15 protein-coding genes and 3 tRNA genes are annotated in these 14,317 nt (G+C 26.1%); 10 read left to right on the top strand and 8 right to left on the bottom strand.

Annotation, left to right across the window (positions count from 1 at the left end; all coding sequences use genetic code 11):
* Positions 1-161: 161 nt before the first annotated feature.
* The 4 genes from rpsF (at position 162) to CINFORN2912_RS01900 (ending at position 1,784) form a co-directional block, all read left to right on the top strand.
* On the top strand, positions 162-539 hold the full coding sequence (gene rpsF, locus CINFORN2912_RS01915) for a 30S ribosomal protein S6 (protein WP_075434171.1): 378 nt from the start codon (positions 162-164) through the stop codon (positions 537-539).
* Positions 540-616: 77 nt separating this feature from the next.
* Positions 617-844, top strand: a complete 228-nt coding sequence (gene rpsR, locus CINFORN2912_RS01910) for a 30S ribosomal protein S18 (RefSeq protein WP_075434170.1) — start codon at positions 617-619, stop codon at positions 842-844.
* Positions 845-901: 57 nt separating this feature from the next.
* The gene (gene rplI / locus CINFORN2912_RS01905) at positions 902-1,351 is read left to right on the top strand and encodes a 50S ribosomal protein L9 (RefSeq protein WP_075434168.1); all 450 of its coding nucleotides are present in this window, start codon (positions 902-904) and stop codon (positions 1,349-1,351) included.
* 28 nt (positions 1,352-1,379) lie between these two features.
* Positions 1,380-1,784: a hypothetical protein gene (locus CINFORN2912_RS01900; RefSeq protein ID WP_075434166.1), complete on the top strand. Its 405-nt coding sequence runs from the start codon at positions 1,380-1,382 to the stop codon at positions 1,782-1,784.
* A gap of 67 nt (positions 1,785-1,851) precedes the next feature.
* On the opposite strand, the gene CINFORN2912_RS01895 is transcribed toward CINFORN2912_RS01900, so the two are convergent.
* Positions 1,852-1,924, bottom strand: a tRNA-Ile gene (locus tag CINFORN2912_RS01895).
* Positions 1,925-2,082: 158 nt separating this feature from the next.
* On the opposite strand from CINFORN2912_RS01895, the gene CINFORN2912_RS01890 reads away from it, so the two are divergent.
* Positions 2,083-2,155: transfer RNA gene (locus CINFORN2912_RS01890), tRNA-Asn, on the top strand.
* Between the two features lie 123 nt (positions 2,156-2,278).
* Positions 2,279-3,727 carry an exodeoxyribonuclease I gene (gene sbcB, locus CINFORN2912_RS01885; RefSeq protein WP_082253694.1) on the top strand — a complete coding sequence of 483 codons (1,449 nt, stop codon included), beginning with the start codon at positions 2,279-2,281 and terminating at the stop codon, positions 3,725-3,727.
* Positions 3,728-3,806: 79 nt separating this feature from the next.
* Here the strand turns inward: sbcB and CINFORN2912_RS01880 are convergent, their stop codons facing one another.
* Positions 3,807-5,081, bottom strand: a complete 1,275-nt coding sequence (locus CINFORN2912_RS01880; RefSeq protein WP_075434164.1) for an oxidative damage protection protein — start codon at positions 5,079-5,081, stop codon at positions 3,807-3,809.
* A 114-nt stretch (positions 5,082-5,195) separates the two neighbouring features.
* On the opposite strand from CINFORN2912_RS01880, the gene trmB reads away from it, so the two are divergent.
* Positions 5,196-5,927, top strand: a complete 732-nt coding sequence (gene trmB, locus CINFORN2912_RS01875) for a tRNA (guanosine(46)-N7)-methyltransferase TrmB (protein WP_075434162.1) — start codon at positions 5,196-5,198, stop codon at positions 5,925-5,927.
* Between the two features lie 13 nt (positions 5,928-5,940).
* Here trmB and hemW read toward each other — a convergent pair whose 3' ends face one another.
* The 4 genes from hemW to dusA all read right to left on the bottom strand — a co-directional run bounded on the left by hemW (position 5,941) and on the right by dusA (position 10,827).
* Positions 5,941-7,089, bottom strand: a complete 1,149-nt coding sequence (gene hemW, locus CINFORN2912_RS01870) for a radical SAM family heme chaperone HemW (protein ID WP_075434160.1) — start codon at positions 7,087-7,089, stop codon at positions 5,941-5,943.
* A gap of 86 nt (positions 7,090-7,175) precedes the next feature.
* Positions 7,176-7,595, bottom strand: coding sequence for a Holliday junction resolvase RuvX (ruvX, locus tag CINFORN2912_RS01865; protein WP_075434158.1), 420 nt, complete (start codon positions 7,593-7,595; stop codon positions 7,176-7,178).
* A 500-nt stretch (positions 7,596-8,095) separates the two neighbouring features.
* Positions 8,096-9,466: a replicative DNA helicase gene (gene dnaB / locus CINFORN2912_RS01860; RefSeq protein ID WP_154101270.1), complete on the bottom strand. Its 1,371-nt coding sequence runs from the start codon at positions 9,464-9,466 to the stop codon at positions 8,096-8,098.
* 317 nt (positions 9,467-9,783) lie between these two features.
* On the bottom strand, positions 9,784-10,827 hold the full coding sequence (dusA, locus tag CINFORN2912_RS01855; RefSeq protein WP_082253692.1) for a tRNA dihydrouridine(20/20a) synthase DusA: 1,044 nt from the start codon (positions 10,825-10,827) through the stop codon (positions 9,784-9,786).
* 222 nt (positions 10,828-11,049) lie between these two features.
* On the opposite strand from dusA, the gene ssb reads away from it, so the two are divergent.
* Positions 11,050-11,592: a single-stranded DNA-binding protein gene (gene ssb / locus CINFORN2912_RS01850; RefSeq protein ID WP_075434157.1), complete on the top strand. Its 543-nt coding sequence runs from the start codon at positions 11,050-11,052 to the stop codon at positions 11,590-11,592.
* 64 nt (positions 11,593-11,656) lie between these two features.
* Here the strand turns inward: ssb and CINFORN2912_RS01845 are convergent, their stop codons facing one another.
* Complete coding sequence (locus CINFORN2912_RS01845) at positions 11,657-12,454, bottom strand: alpha/beta fold hydrolase (protein ID WP_075434155.1); 798 nt, start codon at positions 12,452-12,454, stop codon at positions 11,657-11,659.
* A 112-nt stretch (positions 12,455-12,566) separates the two neighbouring features.
* Between CINFORN2912_RS01845 and CINFORN2912_RS01840 the strand changes: the two genes are divergently transcribed.
* Positions 12,567-13,148 (top strand): NfuA family Fe-S biogenesis protein, encoded by a 582-nt coding sequence (locus tag CINFORN2912_RS01840; RefSeq protein ID WP_075434153.1) that lies wholly within the window; start codon positions 12,567-12,569, stop codon positions 13,146-13,148.
* 285 nt (positions 13,149-13,433) lie between these two features.
* Here the strand turns inward: CINFORN2912_RS01840 and CINFORN2912_RS01835 are convergent.
* A tRNA-Ser gene (locus CINFORN2912_RS01835) sits at positions 13,434-13,521 on the bottom strand.
* A 215-nt stretch (positions 13,522-13,736) separates the two neighbouring features.
* Here CINFORN2912_RS01835 and aroK point away from each other — a divergent pair.
* Positions 13,737-14,273, top strand: coding sequence for a shikimate kinase AroK (gene aroK / locus CINFORN2912_RS01830; RefSeq protein ID WP_075434252.1), 537 nt, complete (start codon positions 13,737-13,739; stop codon positions 14,271-14,273).
* The last annotated feature ends 44 nt before the right edge of the window (positions 14,274-14,317 follow it).

Raw genomic sequence — 14,317 nt, 5'->3', positions numbered from 1 at the left:
AATTAGTTGTTCGTGCGGAAGAATAATTTTAGAAAATAATAAAAACAATTTTTTTGTCTTGATATATTTTATGATAAAATAACGTTATATATTTTCACATCACTAAAAATATTCTTTATTATAAATTATAAATATTTTTATATTTCAAAGGAGTTGTATTTGTGCGACATTATGAGATTATTTTAATGATTCATCCCGATAAAAGTGAAAAAGTTTCACAAATTATTGAATTTTATTCAAATCTTGTCATAATTCGAAAAGGTAAAATTCATCGAGTAGAAGATTGGGGCAAACGTTCTTTGTCGTACATGATAAAGAAATTGCAGAAGGCGCATTATATCTTAATGAATATTGAAGTTTCTATTGAATGTATGCAATATTTAGAGAATCACTTTAAATTTAATTCTAGTATAATACGTAATTTAGTTCTCGGTTGCTCTGAAGCTGTTACGAAGAGTTCTATAATGATGAAAGGTCAAGAAAAAAATAACCCAAACCTTACTTCTCTTACTAGAGAAACGAATAAACAAATTAAATAATGAGTTAGTAGTATATTTTTGGACTAATTAATAAGAGCATATGAATATTTATTTTATTTCTTATGGAGAGGTATATAATGGTTCGTTATTTTCGTCGTAGAAAGTTTTGTCGATTTACCGCTGAAGGCATTAAATATATAGACTATAAAGACATAGATATGTTAAAAAACTATATTACTGAAAATGGAAAAATTGTTCCAAGTCGTATTACTGGAACTAAGGCAAGATACCAAAGACAATTATCTCGCGCTATTAAAAGAGCTCGTTTTCTTAGCTTAATTCCTTATACTGATCAACATCGATAAAAATATCAGCAGATATTTTTTTAAATTTTTTAATTCATACAATTAAGGTTTTATTTTATGAAAGTTATTTTATTAGATATTTTAGAAAAAGTAGGGAAAAAGGGTCAATTAATTACTGTAAAAAATGGATATGCAAGAAATTATCTGATACCTATGAAAAAAGCGTTATTAGCTACTTCCCATAATATTAAAATGTTTGAACAATCTAAAAGAATCGAGGAAAAACAAAGATCAGAAAAAATTAACCATGCTCTCTCTAGAATTAATCAAATTAAATCAATTGGCGCGCTGGTTTTTTTCATGAAGTCTAGTGAAACAAAGAGAATTTTTGGTTCGATTAATGCAAATGATATTTCAGATCATTTTTTTGAAATCGGTATCTCGGTTAAAAAAAGTGAAATTAAAATGCCTAAAGGTTTGCTGCGTTATTTAGGGGTTCATCAGGTTATTTTTAACCCACACAAAAACATTTCTGTTGAATTTCAGGTTGCAGTTTTATCAAAATAAATTTTTTAACAGGATTTTAGGTGTTTGTATGGATGTTATTACAGTCAAGATCCGCGTTCTTGATTCACGCCTAGGCACCGAATTTTTATTTCCAGAGTATGTATCGAATAAATTTTCTGGTTTTTTTTTAAAAGCGTGTATTAAGCGTTCCGTATGTTTAATGGTTAATCATACTATATTGATTTCTACCGGTATATCAATAGATATTATTGATAAAAATACTTGTTTTACGATTAAATCTTTAATCAAAAAGAAAAAAAAAAGTGACATTATTGTAGGTCATGCGTTTTCTTTTATTAATTTTTTTTCTTTGAATGAATTAAAAATATCATTCTGGAATTGTAGTAAAAAAGATGTACAAATTAATCCGGGAGATAATCTTGCTCAGCTGTTCATCAACTCTAATAAATTTATTAAATTTATTTATAAATAGCAATATTAAGATTATTAATAGTAATTAATTTTTAAGTATATTTATTTTTTAATATATAAATTTTTTATGGCCCTTGCTGGATTTGAACCAGCGACCAAACGATTATGAGTCGTGTGCTCTTACCACTGAGCTAAAGGGCCGTTTCGAATTTTCCAGTATCTTTTATATAATTTTTTTTATATTATAAAGCAAATCACTACACTAATCTATATTTTTTTTGCTGTTATTAATTTTTTAAGACAAATATTTTTAATTATTCATTGACATAAAAAGTTTTATCTGATATATATAAATATATTCCTCTGTAGTTCAGTTGGTAGAACGGCGGACTGTTAATCCGTATGTCACTGGTTCGAGTCCAGTCAGGGGAGAAATTTTTTTAGTTTATTTGAATTGTATATTCTGAAATATAAATAATATTACTAAAATAATTAAAATAATCACTTGAATCCAGTTATCAATACAATCGCCGCAATTAGTTATCAACTACTCTAATGTTAGAAAAAAAATATATCACTGATATTGCTATTAACAAAAATTTTATTTTTTATGATTATGAAACTTTTGGTACCAATTTATCTTTAGATAAAGTAGCTCAGTTTTGTAGTATAGAAATAGATAATACGTTTTCCCGCATTCAAAAAAAAACGGTATTATTCTGCTCCCCTCCTCTAGACTATTTACCTGATCCTCAAGCTGTTTTAATTACTAAAATATTACCACAATATGCACAATCATATGGTTTAAATGAATATTCTTTTGCTAAGAAAATTAGTAGTATTTTTTTGAAAAAAAATACATGTATTGTTGGTTATAATAATATTCATTTTGATGATCTTTTTACTCGAAACTTATTTTATAGAAATTTATTGGATCCGTATTCGTGGTCTTGGAAAAATAATAATTTTAGCTGGGATATATTAAATGTATTACGTGCTTTTTATATATTTTTTCCAAATTCTATGATTTGGTTTCGAAATTCTAACGGAACAATAAGTTTTAAATTATCTGATGTGACTATTGTTAATAAAATTGCACATACTAAGATTCATGATGCCTCTTCTGATGTTATGGCTACTATTTCAGTAGTTCGACATTTATATCGTGCAAATAAATGTTTTTTTTTGTTTTTGTATTCTCTTTCTCATAAAAAAAATATTTTTTTATTTGTATCTAGCAATTATAAAAAACCTATTTTTTATATTTCTAGCTATTTTGGGTCTAAGAATCATAATTTAGGTTGTATACTAATTTTAGGTTTTCACCCATTCTACAAAAATTGTTTAGTTACTATTAATTTATCAAGAAATTTCAAGAAACTATTTGATTTATATGATTTATCTTTAAAAAAAAAATTAAATATAAAAAAAATACTTGCTAGAGGCATTCATATTATTTACTTAAATAAAGCTCCTTTATTATTTTCTTATAATTCTATATCTTTGAATAATTGTAAAAGATTGGGTTTAAATTATACTCGGTGCCAAAAAAATTTCTTTTTATTACAAAAAAATATTCAAATAAAACGCTGGATTTTATCCTATTTTGTAAATAATGATTTTACTAATAATAACAATGATGTTGATTTAATGCTATATCAGAACTTCTTTACAGATAAAGATAAACAATTATTTGCTTTAATTCATAAAACTTCTCCATCTCTTTGGGTAAGTTGGAATCCTATTTTCTTTGATAATCGCATAAAAGAACTTTTTTTCCGGTTAAAGGCTCGTAATTTTATAGATTTATTGAGTACAACTGATAAACAAAAATGGCAGTTATATTGTAAAAATAAATTTAATCTTAAAGCTATACAATTATATACTAACGATCTTTTAACACTGAAGTTAAAGTTTCAGGATCATACAGAATACAGCTATTTGTTAGAGCGTTTAATGGATTATGTTAATTATATTTTATACAAAATTAAATTTTTAATTTGAATTTTTATTTTTCAATTTATTTTTTTTATAAAATAATATTTATTTATTTCTTTGATCTCCGTACATTGCGGAGAATTGATTATTTTTTTTTAGAAAACAAAAATTCTTTCATTTTTTTTTCTAGGAGTACTCTATCTTTGTCCAAAAACATATTTAATTTTTTTTCATTAATAATTTTTGTTTGTCGTTCAATCCAACAATTCCACGCAGTTTTAGATATCTCTTGGTAAATTTTTTGTCCTATTTTTCCAGGTAAAAACGGATAATCTAATCCTTCTTCGGTTTTATTAAGAAAAGAGCAAAAAATAACTCTTTTTTTTTTTTTCATATTTTTCTCCATTACCGTATCGTTTAATAGCGCTATTATTTTTTTAATTGGCGCAGGAATGCCAATCTTTGTATCTGAATTCATGTTATACCATATTTTATTTTTATGAATAATTTTTTTTTTGATATGAATAGTGTGAGTAATAATATTTAGTTTGGTGTTTCCTATATAATGTATATAAGGATAAATTTTTATAGGTATATTTTTATTTTTAATATTCTTCCAGTGATCTTGATGCGGCTTAAAACATGTTATAGGAAAATAAAAGAGTCCTTGCCATACAGATGTATTATTTTGTTTTTCAAGGATAACAAAATTTTTATATTGTATTATTGAAAGTAATATTCCAATTTCTTTTTTTTTTGTTTTTTTATTTTTATAAGGAATGCTTATTTGTTGTTGATGATATCGACAAGAATTTTTTAAAGGACATATTATACATTTAGGACTATTTTTTATACAGATTAATGAACCGATATCCATCATAGCTTGATTAAACTTATTAGAATGATGAATGGATAGATATCGATCAATTAACTTCCATAATAGTTTATCTAATTGGCTTATTGTTTTGTTTGTAGTATTTATAAAGTGATATCTTATTAGTATGCGTTTTACATTTCCATCTAAAACTGCATATCCAAAGTTATAAGAGAATGATAAAATAGCATGAGCTGTGGATTTTCCGATTCCTGGTAATTTTTTAATTTCATAATAGTTGTTCGGAAAAATACCATTATAACGGTTCTTTATTATTAAAGCTGTCTTAAATATGTTATGGGCTCTACGATAGAGACCTAACCCACTCCACAAATGAAGTATTTCATTAATATTGGCTTTAAATAATGATAAAATGGTAGGGAATTTTCTTTTAAACTTTTTAAAGTAAGGAACGACCGTATTTACTTGTGTTTGCTGTAACATGATTTCAGATATCCAAACTAGATAAATATTTTTTTTTTGCCAAGGTAGTGTTTTTCTTCCGTTGAAATGGAACCAATTAAGTATTTTTTGTGTAAAAAACATATTAACCTAATTTTTTTATTGTGAAAGGTGAATTTTTATAATTAGCGTATACTTAGAAGTATTATGTAACATTGTGTAATCTTTTTTGTTTTTTATTTGAAGGTAATGATAAATATGGTTTTATTAAAAGATAATTTGTTTTTTAAAAATAAAAAAATTTTTTTATCTTCTATTAAAAGTTACGTTAATCGGAGACGACGTGTTGGTGAAAAGAAAAAACAATATATTTTAAAATATTGGAAAACATATGGGATGAGTTTTCATTATTCATTTTTGAATATGTCTTCTTTATTTTCCATCAATCAACAGGTTATCCTTGAGATCGGATTTGGAAATGGAAAGCAATTTATAGAAAAAGCTTTAAGAAACCCTCATGTTAATTTTATTGGTATAGAGGTATATCTTTCAGGAATTTTTTCTGCTATCCGATATGCAAATATATATTGTGTTTCTAATATAAAAATTATATTTTACGATGCTTTCGAAGTGCTTTCGTATATGGTGCCTGATCATACAATTGATATGCTTCAAATTTTTTTTCCAGATCCTTGGCATAAAAAAAAACATCACAAGAGAAGATTAATCAATAAATCTTTTATGAACTTATTAGAGAAAAAAATTGTTTATGGTGGTTCTTTACATATAATTACAGATTGCAAATCATATTCAGATAATATTCGAACAATAATATCGACAAACAATAAGTTCAAACGTATTTTTTGTGAGAAAAATATTTCTCCCTTATTAGGCTATCGAAAAAAAACGAAATTTGAAAAAAAAGCCATGTTTATGGACCATACAATTTTTGATTATAAATATCAATTATGCTTTCAAAATAATTATTAGAATCGGATTTAAATTATAAAAACAATGATAATAAAGAATTTAGTTTTTTTCTTCCATAATTTGTAACTTTCCAAGAACAATCATCGGAAGTTAAATATTTCTTAATTGTAGCAGTAAGAATTTTTTTTTCAATTTTTTTTTTATTGATCTGAGTCATGGTTTCAAAATCTTTATATAAAATAGGTTTTAACAGCCTAAATTGATTTAAAAAAAATTCTAGCGGAAGATTTTTTTTAGGAACGGTATATTTTTTTTGTAAGTACAATCCTTCTGCGTATACAGCGTCGCTTTTTGTTTTAATAAGACGCATCACTTGTTGGTCTTTTTGAGTAATTTTACCATGAGCTCCGCAACCAATACCTATATAATCACCAAAATTCCAATAATTAAGATTGTGAATGCATTGATATTTTTTTTTTCGCGCGTACGATGATATTTCGTATTGTGTATATCCGGCCTGTTTTAGTATTTTTTGTCCTTCTTGATGTATTTTTTCTATTTTTGATATAGATGGTAATTTAATATCCTGTATATAAAATTTAGTATTTGGTTCAACGTCTAATTGATACCATGAAATATGTTCGGGTTTTAAATCAATTGTTGTTTTTAAATCATTTAATGCGTCTTGAATGGATTGTTTTGGCAAACCATATATTATATCTATGTTTAAATTTCTATTTAATATATTTCTGGTTAATTGAATTAAATCTATGGATTTTTGTTTTGTATACTCTCGTTGAATTTGTTTTAATAAATAATCATTAAATGTTTGTACGCCTATTGAGAGGCGATTTATTCCGTACTTTATGTATTTAATTAATTTATTTTGCTCATCTATATCGGGATTAATTTCTATAGAGATTTCTACTTTTTTAGAAATAAAAGTAATTTTTTTAATTTTTTTGATTAGATTTCTTATTGTTGTAGTTTTTAATAAACTCGGAGTTCCTCCTCCAATAAAAATAGACTGAATAGGTCTTTTTGACGTGATTGTTTGATCATTCCGAAGGTCTTTAATTAGAGCGCGAAGATATTTTTTTTCTGATATTTTATGCGCATTTTTGAGTGAGTGAAAATCACAATATGGACATTTTTTTATACACCAGGGAATGTGAATATATAAACTTAGTGGTGGTAGAAGATTTTTTTTATTTATCTGCATAGGGTTGTTTCAATTTTTGTTAATTAATGGGTTTATTGAAAAAAACAATTAATAATAAGAATGAATATATTGATAATATTAAAAAATTATTTTTTTCGGGTTGTTCGGGGCGCAATAATATCGTTATTCTCTGCTAACCAGCTATCTAAAATAATTTTTGCTGATATCGAATGTATGCAATATGGTTTTTTTTTTTTTTTTAAAAATATACGAGCTTCTGTAGTAGAATAATTTTCGTTATATAAAAAAACAGATTTTTGAAATCTTTGTTGGATCTTTATATAAAAATTTTTTATTTTTTTGTTAATTTTTTTTTTTATATGATAAGGATAGCCTACAACAATATATTCAGGACTCCAGCAATTAATAACTTCATCCACTTGTTTCCAAAACTGGAATTGTGGTTGGCTAGTGACCGAACATATGGGGATAGAATAATTTAATTGAGTTTCAGCAATAGCCAGGCCGGTAGTTTTAGTTCCGTAATCGATAGATAAAATAATCATATTTAAGAATTGCAAAATAGGTAAGTTTTAAAAAGTTAAGGGATATAAATCAAATATAAATAATTATGCTTTTAAATAGCGCATACTAAAAAATAGTTTCTGTTTTTTAGTATGCGCTATAGCCATCATTATGTAATCAATTAGTTGTTTGAATAACTATTATATACTTATTTATATAATGATGGAAGGTTCTTAAAGTACATATGCATAAAATATATTATTAATAAATAAATCGTGTATAAAAAGTAATTTATTTTTTTTTGATGTTTTCGTTAGGATTATTGTGAATATTTTTTATTTTAATATTCAATTTTATTAATATTATTAAATCTATACGAAGATTTTTAGAAAATAGTCCCGTGATACAATGAACTAAATAAATATGCTTGTTTTTATTTTTTTTGATATCATAGAGCTATTCAAAATCCTTATTTTTGTATTTTTGTAAAAACTTTTAATTAATAAGTATATTCTATATATCTTTTAATTGGCTTGAGTTTTTAAAAATGATATTCAGGATTAGCATAGTTATCAAATCTGGACCATTGTCCGTTAAATGTTAACCGTATTGTCCCCGTTGGTCCGTTTCTTTGTTTTCCTATGATAATTTCTGCGATTCCTTTTAATTCACTATTTTCATGATACAATTCATCTCGATAAATAAATAAAATTAAATCAGCATCTTGTTCTAATGATCCGGATTCTCTCAGATCAGAATTTACTGGTCTTTTATCAGATCTTTGCTCAAGAGATCGGTTTAACTGTGATAACGCGATAATAGGAATATTTAATTCTTTAGCTAATGATTTTAATGTTCTTGAAATTTCGGCTATTTCTAGAGTACGGTTGCCAGATAGTGACGGTATTTTAATTAACTGAAGGTAATCAATCATTATTAAACTTAATCCATTATTTTCCCTGTATATTTTACGTGAACGAGATCGAACTTCATTAGGCGTCAGTCCAGATGAATCATCAATGTAAATATTTTTTTTTTTTAATAAAATATTTATAGTACTTGATATACGGCTCCATTCTTCATCGTTTAATTGTCCGGTTCGAATTTTAGATTGATTTACTCGTGACAAAGAAGACAGCATTCGTATCATGATCTGCTCTCCTGGCATCTCTAAACTAAAAATTAAAATTGGTTTTTCATATAATAAAGCGGTATTTTCGCATAAATTCATTGCAAATGTTGTTTTACCCATAGAGGGTCGGGCGGCAATAATAATCAGATCTGATTTTTGTAATCCTGATGTTTTTTTATTTAAATCATGATATCCGGTATTTAAGCCTGTAATTCCGTTGTTAGGATTATTGATTAATTTTTCAATGGATTGAATTGTAGTATCTAAAATTTTTTCTATGTTTTTCGGTCCGTCATTATTTTTTACCCGCATTTCTGAAATTTTAAATACTCTCGATTCAGCGTAATCTAATAGTTCTGCGCTTTTCCTTCCTTTCGGATAATATCCTGCATATGCAATATTATGTGCGGCTACAATAATTTCTCTTATAATTGCTCTTTCTCTTATTATCTCCGCATAGGCTACGATATTAGTGACACTAGGTGTATTTTTTGAAATTTCAGCTAAATATGAAAATTTACCTACGCTATTTAATTCTCCTTTCTGTTCTAACGATTCAGATAAAGTAATTAGATCTATTGGTGAACCTTTTTCCATCAAGCATTTCATTTCACAAAAAATTAATTGATGTTGTCGGTTATAAAAATCTTCCATGACAATATGTTCAGAAATTATATCCCATTGTTGATTATCTAGCATTAACCCTCCTAATACCGACTGTTCAGCTTCTAATGAGTGTGGAGGGATTTTAAGTTGCATTGTATTTTTTTTTTCTATCATAAATAGCAGTTTCTCTACACAAATCTCTAAAATATACTTTTAAGATATGATATAAATTATGTTTTTAGAGTATATGTTAATATTTTTAAGGAAAATTTTTTAATTTAGAGTAATAGAAATATATCTGATATTTTGCTTTATTAAAAAATATAATTCAAGAATATATAAAATCTATGAAAGTAAAAATTTTTTAGCCTAGTACGTTTGCTATATTTGTAAATATATTTTTCGACGTATTGGAAGTGATTTAAATTTTTACCTCAACAAGTAGTTATATATAAAATATTTTTTTTAAATATCAATTCATGCCTGAATAATTAATCCAGTAATATTTTTCGGTTAAAGTTTTCAGATATTTTTTTAAATAACTTATATATGTTTTTTTTTTTATTTATGTAAGATAAAACATATTTTTTCCATTTTTTTGCTTGAGGGTGATTATAAAAGATATGTAACATGTGTTTCATAATATGAAAAATAGGTGTTCCGGTACATGTCTCTTGATTAATGTATATCAGCATTGTTTGGAAACACTTATTTAACGAGATATTTTTTTGAGCAAATATTTCTGTATTGATTTTACATAAAAGTAACGGATTTTTGTATATTCCTCTGCCCATCATTACGCCATCAACGTGCTTTAAGTGATATTTAATTTCCTGAATAGACTTGATTCCTCCATTTAAAATAATTTTTAAATGAGGAAAATCTTTTTTTATTTGATATACAAATTGATAGTTTAATAAAGGTATATTGCGATTTTTTTTTGTATTATTAATTCTCAAATCAGCAATTCTAGCATGTATAATAAATTTAATACAATATTTATTTTTTGATACTCGGCGAATAAATTGACTAAGAAACTGATAACTATGATGTTTACTAGTCCCTAACCTTATTTTTATGCTAATAGGTATTGGGACAGAAAAGTATATTGACTTTATTAACTGATACACTAAAGCGGCGTTGTGCATTAAGCACACACCAAAATTTCCAAATTGAGCGTTTTGTGATGGACAGCCGATATTTAAATTAATTTCATCAAATCCTTTAGAGTATGCAATTTTAGCACATTTAGATAAATTTATTGGGTCATTGCCAGCTAATTGTATTGCTATAGGTTTTGTTTTTTTAATTTCTTTGCTTTTAAATATTAATTTTTTTTTTAAGATTTGCTGGCTAGTAATCATTTCGGTATATAAAAATGCTTTTTTTGTTAATTGTCTATAAAAAAATAAACAATGTTTATCAGTATATTTCAGCATCGGGGCTACTGAAAATATATTTAAATTATTTTTTTTCATATTAGGTATTTTAATATTTTTAATGATATGATTTGCTGATATCAACAAGAATATCATATTTTAATTTTTTTTTTAAAATATATTATGAATCATTGTATAAATTTAGTATAATGATATATCTTTATATCAAGTTATTTGTATAAAATTTTAAGATGTATGCTTTCAGAATAACTAAATTTCTGAATATCGATGAAGATTATGAAATTATGTTTTTTTTATTTAATGACATATTAATTATAATTATTTTACTTTGAGACTAATAATATTTGGGTTAATAGCATGGCAAGTAGAGGTGTAAATAAAGTTATTTTGATCGGTTATTTAGGTCAAGATCCTGATGTTCGTTATATGCCTAATGGCGGGGCGGTAGTGAATATTACTATTGCTACCTCTGATGTTTGGCGAGACAAAAATACAGGTGAAACTAAAGAAAAAACTGAATGGCATCGTGTAGTTTTGTTTGGTAAAATAGCAGAAATTTCTGGTCAATATTTGAAAAAAGGATCTCAAGTATATATTGAGGGATCTCTACAAACGCGTAAATGGAAAGATCAAAATGGACTGGATCGTTATACAACTGAAGTCGTAGTTAGTGTTACTGGATCTATGCAAATGTTAGGTTCTCGCAACACAAACAGCAATATGAATCCAGAATCTTCTGGTAATAAAAAAACGCCTATTGCCCTAGACAAAAATTTAACTACTTCTAACCTTTCTGAAAAAAATGTTAATAATGACCTTTCTTCAGAATATAATGATAAATCCCATTTAGTGGATACAGCATCAAAGATTGATTTTGATGATGACGATATTCCGTTTTAGTTTTTTATAATTTTTTTATGTATAGATAATAATGAAAATTAATACAATTTTTGTATATGCCTAGTTAACGCAATAAAGTCTTTTCTTGTATAAATTTATTTATAATGTTACAAAAAGCATGAGGATGAGATAAAAAAGGTGCATGTCTTGCATGAGCAATAATATAATAATTACTATGAGGCCATAGCAAATTGGCGTGATAACACGTTTGTATTGGGACAAGATTATCTAGTGCACCATATATTCGTAATATTGGAATATGATGAGAAAGTTTTTGATTTCTCTGATCGGTTTTGGTTAACCACTGATATCCTACTTCAATAGATTTTTTTTTTGGATTAGGATATTTTTTTAAAAATAAATATTTTTTTTTAACATTTAGAACATCTTTTTGTTGGGAGTTTAATGCGTGCAAGATGATAAATTGTTTAAAAAATTCTTCATAATTAAACAATATATTCTTTTTCATAACATTTAATGTGTCTATGGTAGTGCCGGGCCATTTTTTTTCTCTTATAAAATAAGGCGATGAAGTTACGTAGATGACAGCAAGAGTTTGATTAGGGAAATAATAGCCTAAATAATGAGCTATTAATCCTCCCATGGACCATCCTAGCCATATTACCTTATTTTTTGTTTTTTTTAATAAATATTGGGATAATTGTTTAAATGTCATGATCGGGTAATAAATGCTTTTTCCAAATCCAGGCAAGTCTATTAAATGTAATGTAAAATATGGTTTTAGTAAATTAACAATATTTTTCCATACAATGGAGTAGATTCCCCATCCATGAAAAAAAACTATGTTGATTTTTCCCTTGCCTTGAATAGACCAATATATTTTTTTATTTTTTTTTTTCATTCAAGTGGTTTTTATATAAATTTTTTGTAAATAAAAAATTAATTGTAAAAAACTATATATATCTCTATTATTTTTAAAAATCTAATAATAACATATTATACAGAAAAATTCTATGATTACTATCTCTCGTCAAGCTCGTCGATATATAATACAATTATTATCTAAGCAAAAAAATGAAACAAATATTAGAATTTTTATTAATTCACCTGGGACCATGCACGCTGAATGTGGCTTGGCATACTGTGATAATCAAGAGATTGATGATGCTTGTGATAAAAAGTTTTCTTTTAATGGATTTAATATCTACGTTAACAGGTTTTTAGTTCCTTTTTTAAGGAACACTGAAATTGACTTGATTCAAAATGATTTAGGGATTCAAATTACTTTAAAGGCTCCCCATGCAAAATCTTTAAAAATATCGCGACCAGTTTCTCAATTAGAAAGAGATATAAAAAATTTTTTATTCGTTAAAGTTAATCCAACACTTGCGCTGCACGGTGGTTCTGTTCGGCTAATTAAAATTAGTAGTTCTAAAGTCGTCATTCTACAATTTTTAGGAGGTTGTAACGGTTGCTCTATGATAGATATGACATTAAAGTCGGGAATAGAAGCAAAATTAATGAAATATTTTCCAGAGATTACTGGCGTTCAAGATGTTACAAATCATGTTTCAGGACAGCACTCGTATTATTAGTTTTAACATATTAATTAGCTTTTTAGCAACACATGTGATATATGCATTAATATTGAATGCAAGACAACTTGTTTTTATTTTTTTTATATAATTATTAGTTCATATGAAAAGCATTTTGTTGAATCTGCTTATGAATAGATTTTTTGTGGTCGATATATTGTATCAGTATATTTGATAACAATTTTGTTAACCGCTCGTTAAAAATGGTACCGAAAAATTTATTGACTGAATATTTAGATGCAATAATTTAACTTTGTTTTTTATTTTTAGTATATAAGATTTTCATGGTGAGAAAGGGATTCGAACCCTTGATACTCGTTTAAAATATACATGCTTTCCAGGCATGCTCCTTCAGCCACTCGGACATCTCACCGTTTTTTGTATGCTCTTACAAAGTATATATTAATACTTTATATATTAATTATAATATAAAAAATTATTTTTTAAAAGCAAGATTTGCGTTTTATACAAGCAGTATTTACATCAAATTACTAAAAAAATACGTTATACTGTATATGAATGATTGTAAATGATTTATAATATTTCTTTATTTTATTTTTTTATATTATTTTGAGGGTTTTCATGCAAGTGCATAAACAGAAAAACATTTTTTTAGTTGGACCGATGGGCTCAGGAAAGAGTACTATAGGTTATCTGTTATCTACTCAATTAAATATGAAGTTTTACGATGTAGATCAAGAGGCTGAAACAAGAGCGGGATTAAGTATATGTGATATATTTAATTTAAAGGGTGAACCGGAGTTTCGAATTCAAGAAGAAAAAATTATTAAAGAGTTAACAGGCGAAAAGGGTATAATTTTAGCTACCGGCGGAGGATCGATTATGTCACTAAAATCGAGAAATTTATTATCTTCTAGAGGAATTGTTATATATTTGAGAACTACAATTCATGAACAATTAAAAAGAGTAAGTACCAATAAAAATAGACCGTTGCTGTCTCAAAATCATGAAATTAGCAAAAAAACGCTTTCTTCTCTATTAGAGGTAAGATCTCCATTATATAGAGATATCGCTAATATTATTATAGATACTAGTAACAGAAAGTCCGGATTAATTATATCTAATCTCTTGTATGATCTGAATGAGTTTTCTATATTTTTTTAATTTTGTTGCTAGTGTCTACTTTAGACAAATATAAACAGGAATAA

Source organism: Buchnera aphidicola, assembly GCF_900128725.1.
Taxonomy (GTDB): Bacteria; Pseudomonadota; Gammaproteobacteria; order Enterobacterales; family Enterobacteriaceae; genus Buchnera_F; species Buchnera_F aphidicola_K.
The sequence above is the reverse complement of the archived record's forward strand: the minus strand, read 5'-3'. Positions and strand labels throughout refer to the sequence as shown.